Raw genomic sequence first — 24,885 nt, 5'->3', positions numbered from 1 at the left:
TCATTAAGTGAGAAGGCGATTCACCGATCAGATTGATGCAATTTGATCGGATCGCGCTCTAAGGCGCCGGCAGCGGAAAGGCACCTCTCATGCGGCTCGATCTCCTGGCGGCGCTCAACGCCGAGCGCACCGCCCGCCGTCCCGTCATCCTCGTCACCGAGCTCGCGAGCGGCGAAGAACGTCTCGTCACCGCCGATCAGGTGGCCACTGACCCCCGCGCCATGGCGCTTGCCGCGGCGCTCGCCTCCGGCAGGAGCGGCATGGTGGGGGAGGGGGCGGCGCGGGCCTTCCTCACCGTCCACGTGCCGCCGCCGCGCCTGCTGATCGCCGGGGCGGTACACATCTCGCAGGCTTTGGCGCCCATGGCGCGGATGGTGGGCTTCGACGTGACCATCATGGACCCGCGCACCGCCTTCGCCACCGAGGACCGCTTTCCCGGCGTGCCGATCCTCGCCGACTGGCCGGACGTGGTGCTGCCGGCCTACGGCCTCGATCCCTTCACCGGGCTGGTGGCGCTGACCCACGACCCGAAGCTCGACGACCCGGCCATCGCCGGGGCGCTTGAGGCGGGCTGCTTCTATATCGGCGCGCTGGGCTCGCGGCGCACCCACGCCAAGCGCGTGGAGCGCCTCGCCGCCCAAGGCTTCAGCGCCGAGCAGATCGGCACCATCGCCGCGCCCATCGGCCTCGACATCGGCGCTTCGAGCCCGGAGGAGATCGCCGTCGCCATCCTCGGGCAGGTGATCGCCGCCTGGCGCCGGCCGGGACGGGAAGGAGCGGGCGCGTGAGATTCGGACCGATCCCGCTCGCCGAGGCCGAAGGGGCCATCGCCGCCCATTCGGTGCGCATCGGCGGCACCGTGATCCGCAAGGGCACGCGCATCAGCGCCGCCGAGCAGGCGGCGCTCGCGGCGGCGGGGGTCGGCACCATCGTCGCCGCGCGGCTGGAAGAGGGCGATCTCACCGAGGACGCCGCCGCCGCCCGGCTCGCGGCGGTGGTGGCGGGCGCGGGCGTGACCGCCGAGGCGCCCTTCACCGGCCGCGCCAACCTGCACGCGGCCGAGGCGGGCGTTCTGGTCTTCGACGCCGACGGCATCGACGCCTTCAACGCGGTGGACGAGGCCATCACGCTCGCCACCCTGCCCAGCCTCCAGAGCGTGGCGAAGGGTGAGATGGTGGCGACGGTGAAGATCATCCCCTTCGCCGTGCCGTCGGGCCAGGTGGCGGCGGCTGCTGCCACGGGCGCCTCGATCACGGTGGCGCCGTTCGTGCGCCGACGGGTGGCGATCATCTCCACGCGCCTGCCGGGGCTGCAGGAGAAGGTGATCGACAAGACCCTCGCCATCACCCGCGCGCGGCTCGCCCCCGCCGGCGCGGCCGTGGCGGCGGACCTTCGGGTGCCGCACGAGACGGCGCCGCTTGCCGATGCCATCGGCGCGGTGGCGGGCGAGGGCGCGGAGCTGATCGTGGTGTTCGGCGCCTCGGCCATCGCCGACCGGCGCGACGTGATTCCGGCCGCCATCGAGGCGGCGGGCGGCGAGGTGCTGCGCCTCGGCATGCCGGTGGACCCCGGCAACCTGCTGCTGCTCGGGCGGCTGGGCGCCGTGCCGGTGCTGGGCGCGCCCGGCTGCGCCCGCAGCCCCAAGGAGAACGGCTTCGACTTCGTGCTCATGCGCCTCATGGCCGACCTGCCGGTGGCGAGCGCCGACATCGCCCGCATGGGCGCCGGCGGGCTGCTGAAGGAGATCGTCTCCAGGCCCCAGCCCCGCGCCGAGCTGGCGGAGGCCGGCGAGGGCTTCGCGGCGGTGGTGCTGGCGGCGGGCCGCAGCACCCGCATGGGCGGCGCCAACAAGCTCCTGGAGGAGGTGGACGGGGTTCCGGTGATCCGCCGCGTGGTGCAGGCGGCGCTCGGCTCGCGCGCCCGCCCGGTGATCGTCGTCACCGGCCATGAGCGCGAGAGGATCGAGCGCGCGCTTTCCGGGCTTTCCGTCACCCTGGTGCACAATGGCGACTATGCGAGCGGCATGGCCTCCTCGCTGCGCGCCGGGATCGCGGCGGTGCCGGCCGAGGCGGCGGGTGCTCTGGTGGTGCTCGGCGACATGCCGCTGGTCGCGCCCGCTCTCATCGACCGGCTCATCGCCGCCCATGCGGGCGATGCGGGGCGGCTGATCGTGGTGCCGGTGGCCGACGGCGCGCGCGGTCATCCGGTGCTGTGGTCGCGGCGCTACTTCTCCGACCTCTCGGGGCTCGATGGCGACACCGGCGCCCGTCAGGTGCTGGCCGCCAATGCCGCCGCCGTGGTGGAGGTCGAGGCCGAGGGGGCGGGCGCGTTCCTCGACGTGGATACGCCGGAGCTGCTCGCCGCGGCCCGGAGTGCGGTCCGAAGGCCGGAGCCCGAACCGGCACGCTGAGCCTGTCGCTCCCGTGTCTTCCGGCGCCTCAGAACGGCGCCGGCATGAGATGGGTCGGCTCGGCGTCGATGCGCTCGCACAGCCAGTCGGCGAGCATGCGCCGGTGGCAGCCTTCCACGTGGCGCTCGTAGCACAGCAGGCAGATGCGCCGGCCGCCGGCGAGATTCTTCAGTTCCTCCAGCGCCGCGCGGGCGGCGTCGGTCTGGAGATGGGCGCCATAGATGCGCGCGAGCGCCGCGGCATCGCCGGAGCGCGCGGCCTCGCGCCCCTCCTTCGGCGTGCCGAGCGCGCGCAGGTGCACGTAGCCGATGCCCTGGCTGTTGACGCTGGCCGAGAGCGCGCCCTTCGAGAAGCCCGGCCGGCGCGAGGCGGCCACCGCCCTGACATCGACGATGAGGTCGACGCCGGCGCTTTCCAGCGCGGCGGCGAAGGCGGAAGGCGTGGTGCCCTCGTAGCCGATGGTGAAGAAGGGAGCGCGGATCATGATCCCATCATGCCCGCGCTCCCGGTCGCCGTCATCTGCGGCGCAGGTTCAGTCTCATCCATAGAGCGCCTTCGGCAGCCACAGCGCGATCTCCGGGAAGATGTAGAGCAGCGCCATGGAGATGATGACGATGGCGAGGAACGGCATCACGCCGGCGAAGATCTCGTCGATGGAGATGTGCTTGGGCGCCACGCCCTTCAGATAGAAGGGGGCCATGGCCACCGGCGGCGAGAGGAACGAGGTCTGCAGGTTCAGGCCCACCAGGACCCCGAAGAAGATCGGGTCGATGCCGAAATTATCGAGCAAGGGCAGGAAGATGGGGAGAAAGATGACGATGATCTCGGTCCATTCCAGCGGCCAGCCGAGCACGAAGATGATGGCCTGGGTGAGCAGCATGAAGCCCACCGGGCTGAGGTTGAGGGAGAGGACGAACTCCTCCACCACCTGCTGGCCGCCGAGCAGGGCGAACACGGCCGAGAACACCGCCGAGCCGACGAACAGCCAGCACACCATGGCCGAGGCCCGGGCGGTGAGGAACACGCTCTCCTTCAGCTTGTCGAGCGAGAAGCTGCGATAGGCCAGGGCCAGGAGGACCGAGCCGAGCGCGCCCACCGCCGCCGCCTCGGAAGGCGTGGCGAGGCCGAACACGATGGCGCCCAGAACCGCGGAGATGAGGACCGCGAGCGGGAAGAAGGACGAGATCAGCGCCCACGCGATCTCCCAGAACGAGCCCGCCCGCTGGTCAGGCGGCAGCTTCGGCGCGCGGTTCGGATAGACCATCGCGATGACGATCACGTAGAGCATGTAGAGCCCCGCCAGCATCAGCCCCGGCAGAAAGGCGGCGGCATAGAGCTTTACCACCGACACGCCCGCCGTGGCGCCGTAGAGGATCAGCATCACGCTCGGGGGGATGAGGATGCCGAGGCAGCCGCCGGCGCACACGACGCCGGCCGCGAGGCGGGTGTCGTAGCCGGCGCGCAGCATCGCCGGGAAGGCGAGCAGGCCCATGAGCGTCACCACCGCGCCGACGATGCCGGTGGCGGTGGCGAACATGGCGCAGGTGATGAGGGTGGCGACCGCCAGCGAGCCCGGCACCCAGCCCGCGGCGAGCTGGATCGAGCGGAACAGCCGGTCGAGGATGTTGGCGCGCTCCACCACGTAGCCCATGAACAGGAACAGGGGGATGGAGATGAGCACGTCGTTCGCCATCACCGAATAGGTGCGCTGGACGAACAGCTGGAACACGGTGTCGCCGCGCGTCACGTAGCCGAAGCCCACGCCCAGCGCCATGAGCGTGAAGGCGATGGGAAATCCGAGTAGCAGGAAGACGATGAACAGCACCAGCATAAGGATGCCGAGGGCGGGATCCGACAGAAACATCACAGGCTCCCCCGGCCGATGGCCTCGGCGTCAGACTTGTTGGCGGCTTCCTCGAGGATCATCTTCTCCATCTCCTCCACGTCGTGGAGGCGCTCCGGCCACTGGCCGGTCTTGAGCGCGATGGCGCAGCGGACCACCTCGACCACCCCCTGGAGGAACATCAGCAGCCCGGTGAGCGGGATCAGGCCCTTGAACGGCCAGATCATCGGTCCGTCGGGGGAGAAGGAGGAGTGCTCGTTGAGCAGGTAGGACAGGTAGAAATAGTTCCAGCCGGAATAGATGAGAGCGATGATGCCGGGAAAGAAAAAGACAAAGTAAAGGATCAGGTCCACCAGCGCCTGCCGCTTGACCGGCCAGTTGCGGTAGAGGAAATCGCCGCGCACGTGGCCGTTCCGCGCCAGGGTGTAGGCGCCGGCCATCATGAAGAGCGTGCCGTAAAGCATGTAGGAAACATCATACGCCCAGGTGGTCGGGGCGCGCAGCGCATAGCGGCAGAACACCTCGTAGCAGATTGCCAGCGTGAGGATCACGATCGTCCAGGCGAACAATTTGCCGATGAATGTGTTCAGCGTGTCAACGGCGAGAAGGAAGCGTTGCATACGCGTGTTTCCTCGGAAAGGGCGTGTTTCTTCTTGGACCGGAGGGCTCTTGGCCGAGCCGCGTTCGGTCGAAATGGCTTGGGTCGAAACGGAGCGGGCACAGCGGTTGCGCCGGAATGCGCGAGGGGGGATGGCCCCTCGCGCGTTTCTCGGCTGGAATCTTGCGAAGGCGCCGCGGTCGAATCGTTTGAATGCGACCGCGGCGCCCTGCGCGGCTGGCCCGGCTCAGGCCTTCTTGAAGAAGTGGTTGTAGGCCATGGCGCTGTCCGGCTCGTATTCGAGGCGGAAGCCCACCACGCGCTTCGCCCACGCCATCTGGCTGTCGATGACCTTCTTGAAGAAGGGATCGGAGGAGAGATTGGCGATCACCCGGTCCCAGGCATTGAGCTGGGCCTGCAGCACCGGCGTCGGCGTGGGAATGACCTTGACGCCGCGCGACTTGAGGACTTCGAGGTCCTTGGAGTAGCGGTCCTGCGCCTTCCACATCATGTCCGAGGAGGCCGCGTCCGCGGCGCCGCGGATGATCGCCTGCACGTCCTTCGGCAGAGCGTCGAACTTGGTCTTGTTGAACAGCACCTCGAAGCATTCCAGCGCCTGATGGTAGCTGCGGACCATGTAGACCTTGGACACGTCGGGGAAGCCGAGCACCAGATCGGACGAGGGATTGTTGAACTCGGCGCCGTCGATGAGGCCGCGGTCCATGGCGGGGACGATCTCGCCGCCCGGCAGGATGGTGACGGCGACGCCCAGCTCCTTGTTGAGGTCGGCGGCGAGGCCGACCGTGCGGTACTTGAGGTTCTTCAGCTGGTCGGCGCTGGAGATCTCGTTCTTGAACCAGCCGAGCGGCTGCCCCGGCATGGGTCCGGTAAGCAGGCCGACCACGTTGAGCTTCAGGATGCCCTGCACCAGCTCGTCATAGAGCGCCTGGCCACCGCCATAGCGGATCCAGCCCATGAGCTCGTCCGCATCCCAGCCGAAGGCAGGAGCGGTGCCGAACAGCGAGAACGCCTTGTTCTTGCCGTACCAGTAGGCGGAGACGCCGTGGCCGCCGTCGATGATGCCGGCCGAGACCGCATCAGCCACCTGGAAGGCGGGCACCACGGCGCCGGCGGCGAGCAGCTCCAGCTCCACGCGTCCGCCCGCCATGGTGTTGACGTAGCGCACGAAATCGCCGGCAAACTCGTGGAAGATGTCCTTGTTCGGCCATGTGGACTGGAATTTCAGCTTGACGGAGGCCTGGGCATGTACGGCCGGGGCGGCGACAGTGGCGGCGGCGCCTGCGGCGGCACCAGCGAGAATTGCACGCCGGGACGGGCGCGCACGATCTTTCGTGCTCGTTTCCTTGGTCACGTTTTCCTCCCTGTGCGGGGGCGGCGGAGATTTTTCCGCTGTGTTGGCGCACGGCGCCCCCGTCTACGGTATGCAGAAGACGACACGAGGGTCGATCTAGGCAATAGACTTTGGTCGAATGCGTGCGAATTTTCTGCCGTAAGGGAGCCTTCGGCGTTCACGCTTGCGCGTCTGGCGCGGGAATGGGCAGCCGCAGGACGCAGGATGGAACCTGCGGGACGGTTCTAGTCTTGTGCGCACAAGCAGCGGAGGCGGGGACAAAGACACATGCGTCTGTTTCAATGCGAGGCCTGCGGGCAGCTCATCCACTTCGAGAACCGCGTTTGCGGCCAATGCGGCCATCCGCTGGGCTACCTGCCCGACGTGAACGACCTGAGCGCGGTGGAGCCGGAGCCCGAAGAGGGGATCGTGCGCTCGCTCAGCGACGGGCAGCGCTACCGCTTCTGCGCCAATGCCGCGCTCGACGCCTGCAACTGGCTGGTGCCGGAGGCGCAGGAGGGCGAATACTGCCGCGCCTGCCGCCACAACCGCACGGTGCCCGACCTCTCGGTGCCGGTGAACATGGAGAAGTGGCACCGCATCGAGCGGGCCAAGCACCGGCTCATCTATTCGCTGCTCCAGCTCTGCCTGCCGCTGGAGAGCAACGAGGACCGCGAGGGCGGCCTGTGCTTCGACTTCCTCGCCGACCGGCCGGATGAGCCGCAGACACCGCGCGTCATGACCGGCCACGATGAGGGGCTCATCACCATCGCCCTCGCCGAGGCCGACGACGTGGAGCGCGAGCGGCGGCGCACGGACCTCGGCGAGCCCTATCGCACCCTGCTGGGCCATTTCCGGCACGAGGTGGGGCACTATTACTGGAACCGGCTGGTGCGCGACCAGCACCACCTCGATGCCTGCCGCGCCGTGTTCGGCGACGAACGGGCGGATTATGGCGAGGCCCTGAAGGCGCATTATGAAAACGGTCCGCCGCCGGACTGGCAGGCGAACTTCGTCTCGTCCTACGCCACGTCCCATCCCTGGGAGGACTTCGCGGAGACCTTCAAGCACTACGTCCACATCGTCGACACGCTGGAGATGGCGCAGGCGTTCGGCATGAAGGTGCGCCCCAGCCTCGACGACACCGGCTCGCTCCAGACTTCGGTCGAGATCAATCCCTACCAGCCTTGCTCCATCGAGCAGCTGGTGGACGACTGGACGCCGCTCACCGTGGCGCTGAACAGCCTCAACCGCTGCCTCGGCATGGCGGATGCCTATCCGTTCGTGCTGACGCCGGCAGTGGTGGGGAAGCTCGGCTTCATCAACGATCTGGTTCACGGCCGCGCGGCGCTGGACCCGCCGCAGCCCGCCACGCCGCCGGAGGCCGAGGCGCCGCCGCCCACACCCGAGAGCCTCCCGGACCAGCCCGCCCCGGCCTGAGGGAGGCGGCGCCGCGCTATTTCTCCGTCTCGGTCAGGCCGCGCACGAACAGGCGCTGCATCAGCGCGATCACCAGCACCGGCGGCAGCATGGCGAGGATGGCGGTGGCCATCACCAGGTGCCACACCGGGTCGGCCTCCGATGCCGCGCGGGCGAGGCGCTGGATGCCCATGACGATGGTGTAGTAGCCGGTGTCCGTGGTCACCAGCAGCGGCCACAGATACTGGTTCCAGCCGTAGAGGAACAGGATCACGAACAGCGCCGCGATGTTGATGCGCGAGAGCGGCAGCAGCACCGACCAGAAGAAGCGCATGGGCGTGGCCCCGTCCATCAGGGCCGCCTCGGTGAGCTCGTCAGGCACGGTCATGAACACCTGGCGGAACAGGAAGGTGGCGGTGGCGCTGGCGATCAGCGGCACGGTGAGGCCCCAATAGGAGTTGAGCATCGACAGGCTGGCGACCACCTGGAAGGTGGGCAGGATGCGCACCTCCACCGGCAGCATCAGCGTCACGAAGATGATCCAGAACGCGGTGACCCGGAACGGGAAGCGGAAATAGGTGACGGCGAAGGCGGAGAGGAGCGAGATGGCGATCTTGCCGAGCGCGATCGCCATGGCCATCACGAAGCTGTTGAGGAGCATGGGCGCCACCGGCGGGATGCCGGCGGTGCTGGCGCCGGAGACCAGCACGGCGCCGTAGTTCTCCACCAGCAGGGGGCCGGGCAGCAGGCCGACGCGACCGGACAGGAAGTCCGCGCCCTGGTGGGTCGAGGCGACGAAGGCGAGATGGACCGGCAGCACCAGGACCGCGACGCCCAGGATCAGCGCGGCGTGGGCCAGGAGGCGGGGGATCAGGTCACGCCCGGCCATCAATAGGCCACCTTGCGCTCGATGTGGCGGAACTGGAACGCGGTGAGCACCACGACGATGGCGAGCAGCACCACCGACTGGGCCGCCGACGAGCCGAGCGCCAGCGCCTCGAAGCCGTCGCGGAACACCTTGTAGACCAGGATGGTGGTGGCCTGTCCCGGTCCGCCGCCGGTGGTGGCGTGGATGACGCCGAAGGTGTCGAAGAAGGCATAGATGAGGTTCACCACCAGCAGGAAGAAGCTGGTGGGCGCCAGCAGCGGCAGGACCACGAAGCGGAACCGGGCGAGCCGGCCCGCCCCGTCGAGCGCGGCGGCTTCCATGACACCGGGCGGGATCGCCTTGAGCCCGGCATAGAAGAACAGGAAATTATAGCTCACCTGCTTCCAGCTGGCGGCCAGGATGACCATGAGCAGCGCCTGCTCGCCGTCCAGGAAATGGTTCCAGGAGATGCCGACCGCCTTCAGCGCGCGGGCGACCGTGCCCACCGAGGGATCGAACATGAACAGCCACAGGATGCCCGCGACCGCCGGCGCTACCGCATAAGGCCACACCAGCAGCACGCCATAGGTGGCGCCGCGCTTGCCGAGCGCATCCGCGGCCGCCGCCAGCGCGAGGCCGAGCCCCATGGCGAGGCCGGTCACGCTCACCGAGAACACCAGCGTTACCAGCACCGCGTTGAGGTAGGAGGGATCGGCAAGGAGCGCCTCGAAATTGGCCAGACCGACGAAGGTGCGGGAGAGGCCGAACGGGTCCTCTGCGAACAGCGAGGAATACAGCGCCTGCGCCGCCGGCCACAGGAAGAACACTGCGGTAACGGCGAGCTGCGGCGCGAGCAGCAGATAGGGTGTGGCCGAGCCCCGGAACGTGACGCGCTTGGCCTGCATTGCCCCTTGCCCCCTCCCGTCGCCCCTCTCACCGCCGTCGCCCTCCGACCTGATCGGAGGGCCCATGCGCCGGTCCCGCCTCCCCGCCGCCTGGATGGACGCTCCGGTCGAGCCGGAGCATGACGGGCGTTGGCGAAATCACCGTCGCGCTCGTCAACCACCGTCGCCACAACCCACCGTCGCCCTCCGGCTTGACCGGAGGGCCCACGCACCCGTGCCGTGCCCCCGCCGCCGGACGGGTGCCCCGGTCGAGCCGGGGCATGACGGGAGACGAGGGCTCCTATCTGTTGGCCTGCTCGAAGGCGCGCAGCAAGGCGTTTCCGCGCTGCTCGGCGGTGGCGAGCGCCTCCTTGGCGCCTTTCTTGCCCGAAAGCGCGAGCTCCAGTTCCTCCTCGATCACGTCGCGGATCTGCACGAAGGAGCCGAAGCGCAGGCCCTTGGAGTTGGCGGTCGGCCCGTTGAGCGTCATCTGCAGGATCGAGACGTCGGTGCCCGGGTTCTTCTCGTAGAAGCCCTGCGCCTTGGAGAGGTCGTAGGCGGCGTGGGTGATGGGCAGGTAGCCCGTGTTCTGGTGCCACCAGGCCTGGACCTCGGGCTTGGACAGGAAGGTGAAGAACTTGGCGACGCCGCGATACTCCTCCTTCGGCCGGCCGTTCAGCACCCAGAGCGAGGCGCCGCCGATGATGGAATTCTGCGGCGCGCCGGCCACCTGCGGCCAATAGGGCATCATGGCATAGCCGACCTCGAACTTGGCGTTGGCGAGGATGCCGGCCCGCGCCGCCGAGGAGCCGATCAGCATCGCGCACTCGCCGGTGAAGAACTTCGGGTCCGCCTTGGACTGGCGGCCGCCATAGTCGAACACCTTGGTTTTCTGCCACTGCGCGAGCGAGGCCCAGTGGCGCTCCAGCAGCGGGTTCGCGATCTCCAGCACCGTGGAAAGCCCGGCCATGCCGTTCTGCTCGGTGCCGATGGCGACATTGTGCCAGGCGGACAGGTTCTCGAGGTTCACCCAGGACGGCCACTGGGTGGTGAAGCCGCAGGGCACGCCGGCCGCCTGCAGCGCCTTCGCCGCCGTCTCCATCTCGGGCCAGGTCTTGGGAGGGCTGGCGGCGTCGAGCCCCGCCTTCGCGAACAGCGCTTTGTTCACGTAGAGGATGGGGGTGGACGAGTTGAAGGGCATGGAGAGCATGTTGCCCTTGGCGTCGGTATAATAGCCCGTCACCGCCGGCAGATAGGTCTTGGGGTCGAAGGGCTCCGCAGCGTCGGCCATGAGCTGGGAGACCGGATAGACCGCGCCCTTGGCCGCCATCATGGTGGCGGTGCCGACCTCGAACACCTGGACGATGGCCGGGTGCTGCCTGGCGCGGAAGGCGGCGATGGCGCCCGTCATGGTCTCCGGGTAGGAGCCCTTGTAGACCGGCACCACCTTGTAGTCGCCCTGCGCGGCGTTGAAGTCGGCCGCCACCTTCTCCAGCTTCTCGCCGAGCGGGCCGCTCATGGCGTGCCACCACTGGATCTCGGTGGCGGCGCCGGCCGGCCCGGCGAAGGCAAGCTGCGCCGCAAGCGCCGCGGCCGCGAAGGGCGGGACCTGAAAGGGCATGAAGCGGACCATGGCGGCCTCCTGATGCGCAAGCGCGGCTGGCGGCGCGCTTCGGCGGATTCAAAACGAGAAGGTGCCATAACTGCCACAACGGCGTGACGGTGATGTTGCGCCCCTCCCGCCCGAGCGGCGCCGCGGTGCCGGGAGCGTCACTCCTTCGTGTTCCCACTGCGATTTGCAGTGGAAGGTTTTGCGGGCTATGTGCCTGCGCGGCGGGTTCGCGCCCTGGCGCCGGGATCAGGAAAGACGGATGAGTTTGTCATATCGGGCGGACATCGATGGTCTGCGCGCCATCGCCGTCGGCAGCGTTGTCCTGTTTCACGGTCACATCCCTCCGTTTACCGGCGGCTATGTCGGCGTCGACGTGTTCTTCGTGATCTCGGGCTACCTGATCACCTCCATCCTCGACCGCGACATCACCGCCCGGCGCTTCTCGCTCGTCGATTTCTACGACCACCGCATCCGCCGCATCTTCCCGGCGCTGTTCGTCGTCCTGGCGGTCGTGACGCTGCTTGCCGCTTTCGTCCTCACCCCGCGCGAGATGATGCAGTATGCGCGCTCGCTCGGCCCGTCGGCGCTGTTCTACGCCAACATCCATTTCGAGAGCGTGCTCGACTATTTCGGCCCGCGCGCGGATGAGGTGCCCCTTCTGCACCTGTGGTCGCTGGCGGTGGAGGAGCAGTTCTACATCCTGTTCCCGGTGCTGCTGTTCCTGCTCATGCGCTTCGGGACGCGCACCTTCGCGGTGATCGTGCTGGCGGTGCTCACGCTCGCCTCGCTGGTCTATTCGCAGATCACGGTGATGGAAGCGCCCTGGTCCGCCTTCTTCCTGTTGCCGAGCCGGGCGTGGGAGCTGTTTGCCGGCAGCCTGCTGGCGCTGGTGCGCTGGCCGCCCTTGCCCCACCGCGCCGCCGGCGCCATCGGCATCGCAGGCATCGCCGCCATCCTTGCGCCGGTGTTCCTCTACAGCAAGGACACCACCTTTCCCGGCCTGTCGGCGCTGCCGCCGGTGCTGGGCTCGGCGGCCATCATCTTCGCCGGCATGCACACCCAGCAAGGGATCGTGCAGAAGGTGCTGGGCCACCCCTGGTTCACCTATGTGGGGCGCATTTCCTATTCCCTTTATCTGTGGCACTGGCCCCTGCTGGTGCTGGCGGTGGACTACAAGGGCCGCCACCTGACCTATCTCCAGGCCGGCGGCGTTATCCTCGTCGCGATCGTTTTTTCCGCGCTGTCGCTGAAATTCGTGGAGACGCCGCTGCGCCGCCCCTCGGCCCTCGGCGGCATCCGGCTGGCGCGCTTCGGCGCGGGCGCGCTGGCGATCGCGCTGTCATTCGGCGTGGTGGCGCTGATCGAGTACAAGGGCGGCGGCTTCCGCACCCTCTCCGCGCGCGCCCAGGCGGCCGAGGATGTCGCCAATACCAGGGCCCGAAATGCGATTCCCAACACCTGCGTGAACTTGCGCCGCACCTGGACCGCCGAGGCTGCCGCGCGGATGGGGTGCGCCGCGGCGCCGAATGAAGCCGTGAAAAGCGCCGACGTGGTGGTCTGGGGCGATTCCCATGCCGGCGCGCTCTATCAGGGCCTTTACGGCATGCTGAACAAGGACGGCCAGACGGCGCGCATCCTGTCCATGCCCGCTTGCCCTCCGATCCTGGGGGTGGACGCGATCCACCCGCAGTATCCGGCCCGGGTCTGCACCGAGTTCAACAACACCGCCATGGAAGAGATCCGGCGGCTGAAGCCCAAGGTGGTGATCCTGGTGGGGCGCTGGTCCATGTGGACGGCCCGCGCGGGCAACCATTTCTGGCTGACCACGAAGGACTTCCCGGGCGGCGAGGAGCGGTCCGCCGAGATGACCGCGAAGGTATTCGAATATGGTATCGCGCATACCGTGCGCGAGATCAATGCGGCAGGCGCCGTCGCCTTCGTGCTGGGCCAGCCGCCGGAATTCGCCGAGGCGCCGGTGCGTTGCGTGATCCGCAAGGAGAAGTCAGGCGGCGATTCCGGCTCGTGTGAGACCATACCCGCAGCTGAGGGCATGCGCTTCGTCGCCGCCTCGAACGGCATTCTCACGCGCCTCGCCGCCACCGAGCCGGGAATGAAGGTGTTCCTTCTCAGCAGCCTGTTCTGCGACCAGTCCGTGTGCCGCGGCGGTGGCGGCAACGACTTCTACTTCATGGACGAACATCACGTCTCGTCGGTGGGCGCCCAGCTGGTGATGGAAGCGCCCGGCTTCTGGGCGGCTTTCGACCAGGCAATGGAACGCGCGCGGAAGGCTAGGTCCGCCACCAACTGAGGAGCGGTGCGGTTGCCCGCCGCGGGCAGCCGCAGGCGCCGCTCACTCCCCGTCCAGCAGCCCGGCGAGCTTGAGGGCGACGCCCTGTGAGCCCTCCACCTTCAGCCGCCCGGTGGAGAAGGCGAGCATCGGCCCAATGCGGCCGGTGATGAGCTTGTCCAGCGTATCGGACGAGAGCTTCAGCACCGCATCCGCCTCGCCGGTTCCCTCGCTCACCTCCACGCCGCCGCCGGTGGCATCCAAAAGGATCGCCTCGCCGGTGTCGGTGAGGTCGAAGCGAACCCTGTAGCCGAGTTCGGAGAGGGCATCGGCGCGCTCGCGGATGGCTTCGACGAGGGAGGAGAGATCGGCCATGGGGAATCCTTGTGAGAGGCCCTTTGGGCCCCGGAACGGTTGAACCCTCTCCCGCGTGCGGGGGAGGGCAGGGAGGGGGAAAGCGGTGTCCGCGCTCGTCCGGCCGCATCAGGTGGAGAGGCACAGCCCCTCCCCAGCCCTCCCCCGCAAGCGGCAGAGGGGGCGCAAAAGGGGAGGGCGGCGCCGCCGGTCGTCGGAACGCGGCCTCAGAACATCGCCTCGTCGAGCGCCATCATGGCGCTCTTGCCGGCCTTGATGGAACCCCACAAGGCAGCCGCGTCCGGCAGCAGCTTCTCGATGAAGAAGCGCGCGGTGACGATCTTGGCCTCGTAGAAGGCGGCATCGTCCGGATTGGCCGCCTTCTTCTCGAACGCCACCTCGGCCATGCGCACCCACATGTAGCCGAGCGCCACGAGCCCGAACAGGCGCAGATACTGCGTCGCCGCAGCGCCCGCTTCCTCCGGGTCCTTCAGCCCCTTCTCGGCGATGTGGGCGGTTGCCAGCTGGAGCGCGCCGAAGGCCTTCGAGAGCGGGCCGATCAGCGGCGCCAGATTCTCGTCGTCGAGCTTGGCGTCCATGTAGTTCAGCACCGGATGGAAGAAGGAGCGCAGGTAGCGCCCCATGTGCGCCGGCAGCTTGCGGCCCACGAGGTCCAGCGCCTGCACGCCGTTGGTGCCCTCGTAGATCATGGCGATGCGGGCATCGCGCACATACTGCTCCATGCCGTGGTCGCGGATGTAGCCGTGGCCGCCATAGACCTGCATGCCCATGGAGGTGGCCTCGAAGCCGAGGTCGGTGAACAGCGCCTTGACGATGGGCGTCATCAGCGCCGTGAAGTCCTCCGCCCGCTTGCGCTCCTCCGGGTCCTCGGCGCGTTCCATCAGATCGAGCGCGCGGGCGACCCAGCCGGCGAGCGCCCGGCAGCCCTCGTTGTAGGCGCGCATGGTCATCAGCGTGCGGCGCACGTCCGGGTGGACGATGATGGGATCGGCCGGCTTGTCGGGGTGCTTCGGCCCGGAAAGGGCGCGGCCCTGGAGGCGCTCCCTCGCGTAGGCCACCGCCGACTGGTAGGCCGCTTCCCCGAGGCCGAGGCCCTGCGTGCCCACGGACAGGCGCTCCGAGTTCATCATGGCGAACATGGCGCGCATGCCCTTGTGGGGCTCGCCCACCAGCCAGCCCGTGGCCTCGTCGAACGACATCTGGCAGGTGGACGAGCCGTGGATGCCCATCTTGTGCTCGATGCCGGTGCAGGCGACGCCGTTGCGCGGACCGACCGAGCCGTCCGCCTTGGGCAGGAGTTTCGGCACCAGGAACAATGAGATGCCCTTGATGCCCTTGGGCGCGTCCGGCAGGCGCGCGAGCACGAGGTGGACGATGTTCTCGGTCAGGTCCTGCTCGCCGGCGGAGATGAAGATCTTGTTGCCGGTGATCTTGTAGCTGCCGTCGCCCTGCGGCTCGGCCCTGGTGCGCACGAGGCCGAGGTCGGTGCCGCACTGGGGCTCGGTGAGGCACATGGAGCCGGACCAGGTGCCGTCCACCATCTTCGGCAGGAAGCGGTCCTTCAGCTCGTCGGAGGCATAGGCCTTGAGCGCCTGATAGGCGCCGTGGGTGAGGCCGGGGCAGATGCCGAAGGCGAGGTTGCCCGAGCAGAGCATCTCCTCCACCAGCTTGTTCACGCTCGCCGGCAGGCCCTGGCCGCCATATTTGGGATCGCAGGCGATGCCGTTCCAGCCGCCCTCGCGGAAAGCGGTGTAGGCCTCCTTGAAGCCCTTGGGCGTGCGCACCACGCCGTTCTCATAGGCGCAGCCCTCGAGGTCACCCGACTGGTTGAGCGGGGCGAGCACCTCGGTGACGAACTTGCCCGCCTCCTCCAGCACCGCGTCGATGAGGTCGGGGGAGAGGTCCTCCAGCCCCTTGAGCTTCGAGAGTTCCGCGCTGCCGTGCAACTCGTGGAGCACGAAGCGCATGTCGCGCAGCGGGGGGGTATAGACCTGCATGGCGTGGCTCCCGTGTCGTGTCTCCCCTCTCCCCTTGCGGGAGAGGGGTTGGGGGTGAGGGGGCGGCCGGGGTCGGAGGCAAGGCCTAAGAACCTGCGGCGCCGCACCCCTCACCCTGGCCCTCTCCCGCAAAGGGGAGAGGGAATTGCGTCGCTCCGGGCGGGAAGGCCGTTGCCGTTCTCCGCACCCGCTGCCGTCACCCTCCGGCTTGTCCGGAGGGTCCACCCGTCCGTTCGCCCCGGCGGAGGGGTGGATGCCCCGGACGAGCCGGGGCATGACGGCGTGATGTCTCGGCCCTTCCGCCGCCGCCCTGCGGTCATGGGCCCTCCGGTCAAGCCGGAGGGCGACGGCGGTTTATTCAATTCCTGAGCGGCCGGCCGGTCTCCAGCACGTGCTCGATGCGGTCCAGGGTGGCGGTGGTGCGGATGAGCTTCATGAAGCCCTCCCGCTCCAGCTCCAGCACCCGCGCGGCCGGCACCGGGGCGATGTGGTCGGCGTCGCCGCCGGTGAGCACCTCGGCGAGCGCCGCGGACACCACCTTGTCGTGCGCCGTCGCCATGCCGCGCTTGGCGAAGCCTTCCACCGCCATGTCCATGGCCACCTTGCCCGATGGGCCGGGCAGGAAGAACTCCACCGGCTTCGGCGGCTGGTAGCCCTCGACCATGGAAAGCGCCTTGGCCTTGGCATCCGCCAGCAGCCGGTCGCGGTTCATGGTGATGCCGTCGCTCTCGCGCAGGAACTTCAACTCCTTCGCCTCGGCGGCGGACTTGGCGACGGTGGCGGTGGAGACCGTCTCGAACACCTTGGAGGGGGCCGGCATCGGCCCCTTCGGGAATTTCGGGTCGCTCGTCCAGCGCTCCAGCATGGCGGTGCAGCCGCCCCAGGCGGGGAGCACGCCGACGCCGCATTCCACGAGGCCGATATAGCTCTCCGCGTGGGCCTGCACGGCGCTCGCGTGCAGCAGGATCTCGCACCCGCCCCCGAGCGCGAGCCCGGACGGCGCCGCCACGACGGGGAAGGGGGCATGCTTCATGTCCTGGTAGGTCTTCTGGCCGGCGGCGACCAGCTTCTCCACCTCGCCGAAGGCGCCGATGTTGCAGGCGAACAGGGCAAGGCCGAGATTGGCGCCCACCGAGAAGTTCGAGCCCTCGTTATAGATGAGGAGCGCCTTGTGCTTCTCCTTCACCAGCTTCAGCGCCTTGGCGAGCATGGTGATGATGCCCTCGTCCAGCGCATTGCTCTTGGAGGTGAATTCGAGGCACACCACCCCGTCGCCGACGTCCCACAGCGCCGCCGAGCCGTTCTTGGCCAGCGGCTGGGATCTCAGCTTGATGTCGGCGAGCAGCAGCACGCCCTCGGGGCGCACGATGTCGCGGTAGATGCCGTCCACCCCGAGATGCTGGCGGGCACCATTCTCCACCCGGTAGAAGGGCTGGTCCGCCGCCAGCGCCAGCAGCGGCGGCGCCTCCTGCCCGTCCGCCTTCAGCATCTCGACGAGGCGGGCGGCGCCGATCCTGTCGATCAGCTCGAACGGGCCGGATTTCCAATTGTAGCCGAGCCGCATGGCGTCATCGACGGCGACGATGTCGTCCGCCGCCTCGGGCACGAGGCGCGTGGCATAAGCGAGCGTGCGCACCATCACCGCGCGGGCATAGCGCCCGCCTTCGCCGTCGGAGGCGAGCAAGGCGGCAAGGTCCTTGCCGCCGCCATCCTCCAGCTCCGCCACCTGCGCCTTGACCTGCGGGCGGTAGCCCCCGGTCGAAAGGTCGATGGCCTCCTTCAGCTTCTGCCCGCCCTCGCGGTTGAGGCGGTAAAAGCCGCCCTTGCCCTTGCGGCCGGTGTAGCCGGTCGAGATCATCCTCTCGATCAGCGGCTCGTCGCGCAGCGTCGCGTGGAACGGGTCGGAGGCCGGCAGCGCGCGCTTCAGCGAGCCCTGGACGTGGGGCATGAGGTCGAGGCCGACGAGGTCGATGAGGCCGAACACGCCGGTCTTCGGGAAGCCGAAGGGCCGGCCCATCACCGCGTCCGCATCTTCCACCTTCATGCCGAGCGCGAAGGCCTCGCCCACGGCCAATTGGAGCCAGTAGGTGCCGAGCCGGTTGGCGATGAAGCCGGGCGTATCCTTGCAGACGACGACGGTCTTGCCGAGCTTGATGTCGGCGAAGCGCGCGACCGCCGCTGCCGTCTCGGGGTTGGTCTGCGGCCCCGTCACGATCTCCAGGAGCCGCATGTAGCGCGGCGGGTTGAAGAAGTGGGTGATGAGGAAGTCGCGCCGGAAGCTCTCCGGCAGGCCCGCCGTGAGGTCGGCGAGCGGGATGGTGGAGGTGTTGGACGACACCGCGCACCCGGGCCGGCGCGCCGCCTCGATCTTCGCGTACAGCGCCTGCTTGAGGTCGAGCCGCTCGATGATGGCTTCCACGATCCAGTCGCAGGAGGCGAGATCGGCCAGGTTGTCCTCGATGTTGCCGGTCTTCACCAGCTTCGCTGCCGCCTTGGACATGAAGGGGGCGGGATCGGCCTTCAGCAGCTTCTCCACCGCCCCTTCGGCGATGACGTTGCGGTTCGTCGCGCCCTCCGGGACGATGTCGAGGAGCAGCACCTCGACCCCGGCATTGGCCACGTGGGCGGCGATGCCGGCGCCCATGACGCCGGCGCCGATGACGGCGACCTTCCTGATCTCTCCAGCCATGGCGCGCCTCCCTCAGACGCGCTCGAGGACGGTGGCGATGCCCTGTCCGCCGCCGATGCACTGGGTGGCGAGGGCATATTTGCCGCCCTCGCGCTTCAGGAGCGAGGCCGCCTTGCCGACGATGCGCGCGCCGGTGGCGCCGAGCGGATGGCCGAGGGCGATGGCGCCGCCGTCGATGTTGAGCGTCTCGTCCCTGATGCCGAGCTCGCGCTGGCAGGCCAGCGCCTGGGAGGCGAAGGCCTCGTTCAGCTCCACCACGTCGATGGCGCCGATGTCGAGGCCGGCGCGGCCCAGCGCCTTCCTCGTCGCCGCCACCGGGCCGATGCCCATGATCTCCGGCGCGCAGCCGGCGACCGCCACGCTCTTCAGGCGGGCGAGGGGCTCGAGGCCGTTGCGCTCGGCATAGGCCTCGGTGCAGACCAGCACCGCCGAGGCGCCGTCCGTGACCGGCGAGGCGGTGCCGGCGGTGACCGTGCCGTGCGCGTCGAACGAGGGCTTCAGGCTCGCCAGCGCCTCGGCGGAGGCATCGCGGCGGATGCAGCCGTCGGTCTCGACGCTCTTGCCGTTGGCGCGGACGGGGACGATCTCGGCCTTGAAATGCCCTTCCGCCTCGGCCTTCGCTGCCTTCTGGTGGCTCTTCAGGGCGAAGGCATCCTGGTCGGCGCGGGTGATCTGCCACTTGCGCGCGACGTTCTCGGCGGTCTCGCCCATGCTCATGTAGGCCTGCGGCATGGCCTTGTAGAGCGCCGGGTTGGGCATCGGGTTGAAGCCGGTCATGGGCACGCGGCTCATGCTCTCGATGCCGGCGCACACGAAGGCCTCGCCCGCGCCCAGCTGGATCTGGCCGGCGGCCATGTGCACCGACTGCATGGAGGAGCCGCAGAAGCGGTTGACGGTGACCCCGGCGACGCTCTCGGGCAGGCCGGCGATCATGCCGATGAGGCGGGCGATGTTGAAGCCCTGCTCGGCCTCCGGGAAGGCGCAGCCGACGATCAGGTCCTCGATCTCCTCGGCCTTCATCTCGGTGCGGGCTAGAAGCGCGGCCACCACCTGGGCGGCGAGGTCATCGGGGCGCGCGCGGGCGAGGTCGCCTTTCTTGGCGAGCGTGAAGGGCGAGCGGGCGTAGCCCGCGATCACGACGTTCTGCATGGGGGCGCTCATTGGGCTCTCCTGCCTGATCTTGCTTATGTTTTTCGCGGCGGGGGCCGCGTGGGCTGAGCCGGGGCTCAGCCGGCGGCCTTCTTCCGGGCCGTCTCCCGCTCCAGCGCGCCGAGGGTCTGCTCCTCGATGTCCTTGAGCTCGAGGATAGTCTCCTCGAGCGCGAGGCGCTGGTCCTCCAGCATTTCGAGGCGCGTCTGCACCTTCTTGAGCAGCATGCGGATCTGCTCGGTCTGGGACGGGTCGATGTCGTAGAGGTCGAGATATTCCTTGATCTCGCGCAGCGAGAAGCCGAGCCGCTTGCCGCGCAGGATCAGCACCATCCGCGCCCGGTCGCGCTTGGTATAGACGCGCATGGTTCCCGCGCGACGCGGATGGATGAGGCCCTTGTCCTCGTAGAAGCGGATGGTGCGCGGGGTGATGGACAAATCCCGCGCCAGCTCGGTGACGGTGAAGAAGGTGTCTGTGAGCGAGGTGCCGGGAAGGCGCTTGCCTGTGGATGCCACGTATTCACCTATACGTCATCTATCGGCCCTGAAGATACATGCTTTGACGTGTGGCGCAAGAGGCTGGGCGTTCAAGGCTTCGTGGACTGTGGGCGCTGGCCTTGCGGCGTTGAAATGCCACGCACGCCCCATGACGCAGGGCTAATGTGGATGCGGCAGGGCCGTGATTCGAGTCGGGGACAGCGCGGCTCGGGGGCGCCCGATGCCATGCGAGAGATGGTCCCGAATCGTATGTTGCTTCCTGGACACAGCTCCCTGCTTCTCATTCTGGCTGCGACGGGAGCGCTCTCAAGGCAGTTGACGCGGATGTTCCTTAAGGCATGCTGGGTGACGTATAGGGCACCGTAAAAACGTAATGTGCGCTGCAGCGCGCCGGGCCCGGAGGAACGCGCCAAACAGGGGGACCCATGGCCACTCACCTTTCACGTTTGCGCCGCCCGCTCGCGACCTGCGCGACGGCGATGGTGCTGCCCGTCCTGGCCGTTGCCGGCGCCACGGGTGCCGCGGCCGGCGGCTTCGGCCTCAGGGAGCAGAGCGCCTATTATCAGGGCTATTCGTTCGCCGGCACCGCGGCCGGCGGCGACGGCCTCGCCTCCATGTTCTGGAACCCGGCGGCGCTGAGCTTCTCGCCGGGGCTCAACATGGAAGCCAACGTCACCTGGATCGCGCCCCATGCGTCGATCGACGTCTACAGAGCCACCGGTCCGATCTTCAACAACAACCTCGGCACCATGGGCGTCGGCGACATGGTCGACGATGGGGCGGTGCCCGCCACCTACATCACCTATGCCTGGGACCGCATCGCCATCGGCCTTGCGGTCAACGCGCCGTTCGGCCTCATCACCGACGCGCCCTGCAACTGGTCGGGCCGCTATTACGGCTGCTACAGCCGCATCTTCGACATGAACATCCAGGGCTCCATCGCCTACAAGGTGAATGAGTGGCTCACCATCGGCGGCGGCTTCAACGTCAACTACATCGACGCCCGGCTCTCCAACGCGCAGGTGCTCGGCGCCGCGCCGCTGACCTTCGGCGCCGCCCAGGTGGACGGCGATTCCATCGGCTACGGCATCAATCTGGGCGCGCTGCTCACGCTCGCGCCCGGCACCACGGTGGGCCTCGGCTATCGCTCGCAGATCGATCAGGGGCTGAACGGCACCATCACGCCGCTCATCCTCAACAATCCGGTCGCCACGCTGCCGGCCCAGGCGGGCCTGACCCTGCCGGACCAGGCGACCTTGTCGCTGCGTTCCCAGCTCACCTCCAATTTCACCGTGCTCGGAACCGTGGAGTGGACCAACTGGTCGACGGTGCAGCAGCTGAAGGTGGAGAGCATCGCTGCGCCCGCCAGCGTCCTCGATCTGAAATGGAACGACGGCTGGTTCTTCTCCGGCGGCGTCGAGTATCAGTGGGATCCGAAGCTCGCGCTGCGCGCCGGCATCGCCTACGAGCTCACCCCGGTTCCGGACGAGACGCGCTCTCCCCGCCTGCCCGACACCAACCGCCTGTGGCTCTCCGCCGGCTTCACCTATGCCGTGACCGAGAAGCTGGCGCTTGACGTTGCCTATACCCACATCTTCGGCGAGGACGCGCCGATCGCGCTGTTCCCCACCGATCCGGCGAATGCCCTGCGCGGGTCGCTGGTGGGCAGCGTGAATGACGGCTACGTGGACATCGTCTCCGTGGCGCTGCGCTACAAGTTCGACACGCCGGCGGCGGCAGCGCCGCTCTACACCAAGTAGCGCTGGCGGGAGACGCCCGGCCCGCCGCGGCACGGCACCGGCGGGCCTTTTCGTCGCTGCCCCGACCGATGCCGCGGCACAGGTTGCGGTGCCATCCGGCGGCGATGGGCTCTAAGCTGCGGCGGGGACTTGACCCAACGGCATCGGAACCGTCCGGGCAGCGCGGTGCATGCCCGGCGCACCGCCCGAGGAGGGAGGACGTTCATGCACCAGGGCACGGATCAGCAACAGGCCGCCGCCCCGGCGCTGGCCTCCGCAGTGCCGGACCTTCTGGCGGCGAGCGTCGCGCGATACGCCGATCGGCCCGCCTTGAGCTTCCTCGGCCGCAAATGGAGCTATGCCGAGCTTGGCGCGCTGGTCGACCGTGTCGCCGCGGGGCTTCAGGCCCAAGGCGTGGGCAAGGGCACGAAGGTCGGCTTGTGCCTGCCCAACACCCCTTATTCCGTGATCTTCTTCTTCGCCATCATGAAGGCTGGCGGCACGGTGGTGAACTACAGCCCGCTTTATGTGGAGCGCGAGCTCAGGCACCAGATCCGTGATTCCGGCACCTCCATCATGGTGGTGCCCGACCTCCATCTCATCCATTCCCGGGTCGCGGCGGTGGCGGCCGAGGCGGGGCTGAAGACCATCGTCGTCTGTCCGCTCGCCGGGGTGCTGCCGTTTCCCAAGGGACTGCTCTTCACCCTCTTCAAGCGCAAGGAGCATGCCCGCTACGATGCCGGCGACGGCGTGCATCTCCATTTCCGCGAGCTGCTGAAGCATGGCGACCGGCCGGCGCCGGTGGAGATCGAGCCGCTCGCCGACGTGGCGGTGCTGCAATATACCGGCGGCACCACCGGCGTCCCGAAGGGCGCCATGCTCACCCACGCCAACGTCTCGGCCAACGCGCGCCAGGTGATGGCGCACGCGGACTGCGAGCGCATCGGCGTCACGCGCGTGCTCGGCGTGCTGCCGCTGTTCCATGTCTTCGCCATGCAGACGGTCATGGTGATCCCCATCTGCCTCGGGGCGGAGATCATCCTGGTGCCGCGCTTCAGCCTCGCCGACTTGCTCGACGACATCGAGCGTCAGAAGCCGACCATGTTCCCGGGCGTGCCCACCATCTATGCCGCCATCAACGCCCACAAGGGCGTCGAGAAGCGCGACCTCTCCTCGCTCACCTTGTGCATTTCCGGTGGCGCCCCTTTGCCGAGGGAGGTGCGCGAGGCGTTCGAGCGCCTGTCCGGCTGCAAGCTGGTGGAAGGCTATGGCCTCTCGGAGACCTCACCGGTGGTGAGCGCCAACCCGCCGCTCGGCCTCGTCAAGGACGGCTCGGTCGGCACCGCCTTGCCGCAGACCGTGATCGAGATCCGCGACCTCGCCGATCCCTCCCGCCTCATGCCCACCGGCGAGAAGGGCGAGGTGTGCGTGCGCGGGCCGCAGGTGATGGCGGGCTATTTCGGCCGGCCCGACGAGACTGCGAGCGCCTTCATCGACGGCGCCCTGCGCACCGGCGACGTGGGCTATCTCGATACCGACGGCTACCTGTTCCTGGTGGACCGCATCAAGGACGTGATCCTCTGCGGCGGCTACAATGTCTACCCACGGGTGATCGAGGAGGCGCTGTATCTCCACCCCGCGGTTTCGGAGGCGGTGGCCATCGGCATCGACGATCCCTACCGCGGCCAGGCGCCGAAGGCGTTCGTCACCCTGAGGGAGGGCGAGAGCGCGACGGCGGACGAGATTCTCGGCTTCCTGTCGCACCAGATCTCCAAGGTGGAGATGCCGAAGGCGATCGAGATCCGCGAGAGCCTGCCGAAGACGCTGGTGGGCAAGCTCTCCAAGAAGGAGCTGGTGGAGGAGGAGCGCCGGCGGGCCGCGTCCTGAGGACGGCCCCGTGCCGGCCGAGGGCGGGGCGATGACACTGGCCGGCATTTGTCGGATAGAGAGCAGGTCGCGGCCTTCGCAGCGGCATGGACCCGCGCGAGGCGCGCGCGCGTTCCTGTCATCCTCGATGCGGAAAAGGGTCCTTCGATGCGGTCCGAAATCAGGCTGACGCAGCGCATCGCCCTCGCGGCCGTGGTGCTGGGGGGGCTCTATCTCGCCTGGCTTGCGGTGGACGTGATCCTGCTGGTGTTCGGGGCGGTGCTGCTCGCCCTGGCGCTGCACGCCCTCGCCGAGCCGTTCTCGCGCTACACAAGGTGCCCCGAGAGCTATGCGGTGTTCCCGGTGGCGCTGCTGGTCTTCGGCGGCACCGGACTGGTCCTCTATCTGTTCGGCTCGACCATCCGCAGTCAGGTGCTGGAGCTGGTGCAGACCCTGCCGTCGGCCTGGACCGCCTTCGAGCAGCGGTTCCATCTCGAGGGGCTGGGCGACGACCTCATCAAGCGCGCGGAAGCGGCCGCGCCCTCGAGCGATACCGTGATCTCGGTGATCCAGGGCCTGACGAGCAACGTCTTCCAGGCGATCCTCGGCGCCTTCCTGGTGCTGGTGGGCGGGCTCTATTTCGCCGTCGACCCGAAGACCTACCGCGACATGTTCCTCGCCTTCTGGCCGCGCGCGCGGCGGCCGGAAATAGGCCGGCGCCTGGACGCGATCGCGCTCGATCTGCGCAATTTCCTGAAGGCGCAGCTCATCGCCATGGTGGTGGTGGGCGTGCTCACCTTCATCGGCCTCACCGTGCTCGGCGTGCCCTCGGCGCTGGCGCTCGCGCTCTTCACCGGGCTCGCGGAATTCATCCCGATGGTCGGGCCGGTGGTCTCGGCGGTGCCGGCGCTGTTGATCGCGCTCACCCTCGGCCTGGATTCGGCGCTGTGGGTGCTGGCGCTGTTCGTGGTGGTGCAGCAGACCGAGAGCAATCTCATCACGCCGCTGCTGCAGCAGCGCATGGTCTCGCTGCCGCCAGCGGTGACGCTGTTCGCGGTGGTGGTGTTCGGCACCGTGCTCGGGCCGCTGGGCGTGCTCCTCGCCACTCCGCTCACGGTGCTCGCCTTCGCCGCCGTGCGTGACCTCGCGCTGTCGGAGGACACGCTCTTCATCGAAGAGGCGCCACCGCCGGTTGCGCCGGCCGCGCCGCCGCCAGAGCCGCCGGGTGCCGGCACCGGCTGAGGCCGACACAAGAAGGCATTTTCACACGCCGAGGAAGGATTTGGCAGCGGCGCCGGGCC

The 24,885-nt window shown here is 68.5% G+C and carries 19 protein-coding genes; 7 read left to right on the top strand and 12 right to left on the bottom strand.

Annotation, left to right across the window (positions count from 1 at the left end; all coding sequences use genetic code 11):
- Positions 1-89: 89 nt before the first annotated feature.
- On the top strand, positions 90-788 hold the full coding sequence (locus V5F67_RS17075; protein ID WP_394021762.1) for an XdhC family protein: 699 nt from the start codon (positions 90-92) through the stop codon (positions 786-788).
- Entirely contained in the window at positions 785-2,410 is a 1,626-nt protein-coding gene (locus V5F67_RS17070; protein WP_394021763.1) for an NTP transferase domain-containing protein, read from the top strand. Before V5F67_RS17075 ends, V5F67_RS17070 begins: the two co-directional genes overlap by 4 nt.
- A gap of 28 nt (positions 2,411-2,438) precedes the next feature.
- Here the strand turns inward: V5F67_RS17070 and V5F67_RS17065 are convergent, their stop codons facing one another.
- From V5F67_RS17065 to V5F67_RS17050, 4 genes are all read right to left on the bottom strand, one after another.
- Positions 2,439-2,894: a DUF488 domain-containing protein gene (locus V5F67_RS17065; protein ID WP_394021764.1), complete on the bottom strand. Its 456-nt coding sequence runs from the start codon at positions 2,892-2,894 to the stop codon at positions 2,439-2,441.
- 54 nt (positions 2,895-2,948) lie between these two features.
- Entirely contained in the window at positions 2,949-4,274 is a 1,326-nt protein-coding gene (locus V5F67_RS17060; RefSeq protein ID WP_394021765.1) for a TRAP transporter large permease, read from the bottom strand.
- Positions 4,274-4,873, bottom strand: a complete 600-nt coding sequence (locus V5F67_RS17055; protein WP_394021766.1) for a TRAP transporter small permease subunit — start codon at positions 4,871-4,873, stop codon at positions 4,274-4,276. Before V5F67_RS17055 ends, V5F67_RS17060 begins: the two co-directional genes overlap by 1 nt.
- A 225-nt stretch (positions 4,874-5,098) precedes the next feature.
- Complete coding sequence (locus V5F67_RS17050) at positions 5,099-6,223, bottom strand: TRAP transporter substrate-binding protein (RefSeq protein ID WP_394021767.1); 1,125 nt, start codon at positions 6,221-6,223, stop codon at positions 5,099-5,101.
- A 267-nt stretch (positions 6,224-6,490) separates the two neighbouring features.
- Between V5F67_RS17050 and V5F67_RS17045 the strand changes: the two genes are divergently transcribed.
- Complete coding sequence (locus V5F67_RS17045; RefSeq protein ID WP_394021768.1) at positions 6,491-7,642, top strand: zinc-binding metallopeptidase family protein; 1,152 nt, start codon at positions 6,491-6,493, stop codon at positions 7,640-7,642.
- Positions 7,643-7,658: 16 nt separating this feature from the next.
- Here V5F67_RS17045 and ugpE read toward each other — a convergent pair whose 3' ends face one another.
- From ugpE to ugpB, 3 genes are all read right to left on the bottom strand, one after another.
- Positions 7,659-8,510: a sn-glycerol-3-phosphate ABC transporter permease UgpE gene (gene ugpE, locus V5F67_RS17040; RefSeq protein WP_394021769.1), complete on the bottom strand. Its 852-nt coding sequence runs from the start codon at positions 8,508-8,510 to the stop codon at positions 7,659-7,661.
- On the bottom strand, positions 8,510-9,394 hold the full coding sequence (ugpA, locus tag V5F67_RS17035) for a sn-glycerol-3-phosphate ABC transporter permease UgpA (protein ID WP_394021770.1): 885 nt from the start codon (positions 9,392-9,394) through the stop codon (positions 8,510-8,512). The genes ugpE and ugpA overlap by 1 nt, the downstream gene beginning before the upstream one ends.
- 280 nt (positions 9,395-9,674) lie before the next feature.
- Positions 9,675-11,006: a sn-glycerol-3-phosphate ABC transporter substrate-binding protein UgpB gene (ugpB, locus tag V5F67_RS17030; protein WP_394021771.1), complete on the bottom strand. Its 1,332-nt coding sequence runs from the start codon at positions 11,004-11,006 to the stop codon at positions 9,675-9,677.
- Positions 11,007-11,244: 238 nt separating this feature from the next.
- On the opposite strand from ugpB, the gene V5F67_RS17025 reads away from it, so the two are divergent.
- Positions 11,245-13,293 carry an acyltransferase family protein gene (locus V5F67_RS17025; RefSeq protein WP_394021772.1) on the top strand — a complete coding sequence of 683 codons (2,049 nt, stop codon included), beginning with the start codon at positions 11,245-11,247 and terminating at the stop codon, positions 13,291-13,293.
- A gap of 42 nt (positions 13,294-13,335) precedes the next feature.
- On the opposite strand, the gene V5F67_RS17020 is transcribed toward V5F67_RS17025, so the two are convergent.
- From V5F67_RS17020 to V5F67_RS17000, 5 genes are all read right to left on the bottom strand, one after another.
- Positions 13,336-13,647 carry an SCP2 sterol-binding domain-containing protein gene (locus tag V5F67_RS17020; protein ID WP_394021773.1) on the bottom strand — a complete coding sequence of 104 codons (312 nt, stop codon included), beginning with the start codon at positions 13,645-13,647 and terminating at the stop codon, positions 13,336-13,338.
- A gap of 206 nt (positions 13,648-13,853) precedes the next feature.
- Complete coding sequence (locus V5F67_RS17015) at positions 13,854-15,644, bottom strand: acyl-CoA dehydrogenase C-terminal domain-containing protein (RefSeq protein ID WP_394021774.1); 1,791 nt, start codon at positions 15,642-15,644, stop codon at positions 13,854-13,856.
- Between the two features lie 358 nt (positions 15,645-16,002).
- Positions 16,003-18,333, bottom strand: coding sequence for a 3-hydroxyacyl-CoA dehydrogenase/enoyl-CoA hydratase family protein (locus V5F67_RS17010; protein ID WP_394021775.1), 2,331 nt, complete (start codon positions 18,331-18,333; stop codon positions 16,003-16,005).
- 12 nt (positions 18,334-18,345) lie between these two features.
- A complete protein-coding gene (locus V5F67_RS17005; protein WP_394021799.1) occupies positions 18,346-19,482 on the bottom strand; it encodes a thiolase family protein in 1,137 nt (378 codons plus the stop codon).
- A 77-nt stretch (positions 19,483-19,559) separates the two neighbouring features.
- Positions 19,560-19,997, bottom strand: coding sequence for a MerR family transcriptional regulator (locus tag V5F67_RS17000; RefSeq protein ID WP_394021776.1), 438 nt, complete (start codon positions 19,995-19,997; stop codon positions 19,560-19,562).
- A 461-nt stretch (positions 19,998-20,458) separates the two neighbouring features.
- Here V5F67_RS17000 and V5F67_RS16995 point away from each other — a divergent pair, with 461 nt between their 5' ends.
- The 3 genes from V5F67_RS16995 to V5F67_RS16985 all read left to right on the top strand — a co-directional run bounded on the left by V5F67_RS16995 (position 20,459) and on the right by V5F67_RS16985 (position 24,826).
- Positions 20,459-21,739 carry an OmpP1/FadL family transporter gene (locus V5F67_RS16995; protein ID WP_394021777.1) on the top strand — a complete coding sequence of 427 codons (1,281 nt, stop codon included), beginning with the start codon at positions 20,459-20,461 and terminating at the stop codon, positions 21,737-21,739.
- 204 nt (positions 21,740-21,943) lie between these two features.
- Positions 21,944-23,605: a long-chain-fatty-acid--CoA ligase gene (locus V5F67_RS16990; RefSeq protein WP_394021778.1), complete on the top strand. Its 1,662-nt coding sequence runs from the start codon at positions 21,944-21,946 to the stop codon at positions 23,603-23,605.
- Positions 23,606-23,752: 147 nt separating this feature from the next.
- Complete coding sequence (locus tag V5F67_RS16985) at positions 23,753-24,826, top strand: AI-2E family transporter (RefSeq protein ID WP_394021779.1); 1,074 nt, start codon at positions 23,753-23,755, stop codon at positions 24,824-24,826.
- The last annotated feature ends 59 nt before the right edge of the window (positions 24,827-24,885 follow it).

Source organism: Xanthobacter pseudotagetidis (assembly GCF_043194795.2).
Classification (GTDB): domain Bacteria; phylum Pseudomonadota; class Alphaproteobacteria; order Rhizobiales; family Xanthobacteraceae; genus Xanthobacter; species Xanthobacter tagetidis_A.
This window is presented reverse-complemented; position numbering and strand designations above follow the sequence as displayed.

Excerpts from the sequence above, each read along its gene's own strand:
- V5F67_RS17060 (WP_394021765.1), bottom strand. The coding sequence starts at position 4,274 with ATGTTTCTGTCGGATCCCGCCCTCGGCATCCTTATGCTGGTGCTGTTC.
- V5F67_RS17005 (WP_394021799.1), bottom strand. The coding sequence starts at position 19,482 with ATGCAGAACGTCGTGATCGCGGGCTACGCCCGCTCGCCCTTCACGCTC.
- V5F67_RS17025 (WP_394021772.1), top strand. The coding sequence starts at position 11,245 with ATGAGTTTGTCATATCGGGCGGACATCGATGGTCTGCGCGCCATCGCC.
- ugpE (WP_394021769.1), bottom strand. The coding sequence starts at position 8,510 with ATGGCCGGGCGTGACCTGATCCCCCGCCTCCTGGCCCACGCCGCGCTG.
- V5F67_RS17075 (WP_394021762.1), top strand. The coding sequence starts at position 90 with ATGCGGCTCGATCTCCTGGCGGCGCTCAACGCCGAGCGCACCGCCCGC.
- V5F67_RS16985 (WP_394021779.1), top strand. The coding sequence starts at position 23,753 with ATGCGGTCCGAAATCAGGCTGACGCAGCGCATCGCCCTCGCGGCCGTG.
- V5F67_RS16995 (WP_394021777.1), top strand. The coding sequence starts at position 20,459 with ATGGTGCTGCCCGTCCTGGCCGTTGCCGGCGCCACGGGTGCCGCGGCC.
- V5F67_RS17015 (WP_394021774.1), bottom strand. The coding sequence starts at position 15,644 with ATGCAGGTCTATACCCCCCCGCTGCGCGACATGCGCTTCGTGCTCCAC.
- ugpA (WP_394021770.1), bottom strand. The coding sequence starts at position 9,394 with ATGCAGGCCAAGCGCGTCACGTTCCGGGGCTCGGCCACACCCTATCTG.
- ugpB (WP_394021771.1), bottom strand. The coding sequence starts at position 11,006 with ATGGTCCGCTTCATGCCCTTTCAGGTCCCGCCCTTCGCGGCCGCGGCG.
- V5F67_RS17045 (WP_394021768.1), top strand. The coding sequence starts at position 6,491 with ATGCGTCTGTTTCAATGCGAGGCCTGCGGGCAGCTCATCCACTTCGAG.
- V5F67_RS16990 (WP_394021778.1), top strand. The coding sequence starts at position 21,944 with ATGCACCAGGGCACGGATCAGCAACAGGCCGCCGCCCCGGCGCTGGCC.
- V5F67_RS17065 (WP_394021764.1), bottom strand. The coding sequence starts at position 2,894 with ATGATCCGCGCTCCCTTCTTCACCATCGGCTACGAGGGCACCACGCCT.
- V5F67_RS17055 (WP_394021766.1), bottom strand. The coding sequence starts at position 4,873 with ATGCAACGCTTCCTTCTCGCCGTTGACACGCTGAACACATTCATCGGC.
- V5F67_RS17020 (WP_394021773.1), bottom strand. The coding sequence starts at position 13,647 with ATGGCCGATCTCTCCTCCCTCGTCGAAGCCATCCGCGAGCGCGCCGAT.
- V5F67_RS17010 (WP_394021775.1), bottom strand. The coding sequence starts at position 18,333 with ATGGCTGGAGAGATCAGGAAGGTCGCCGTCATCGGCGCCGGCGTCATG.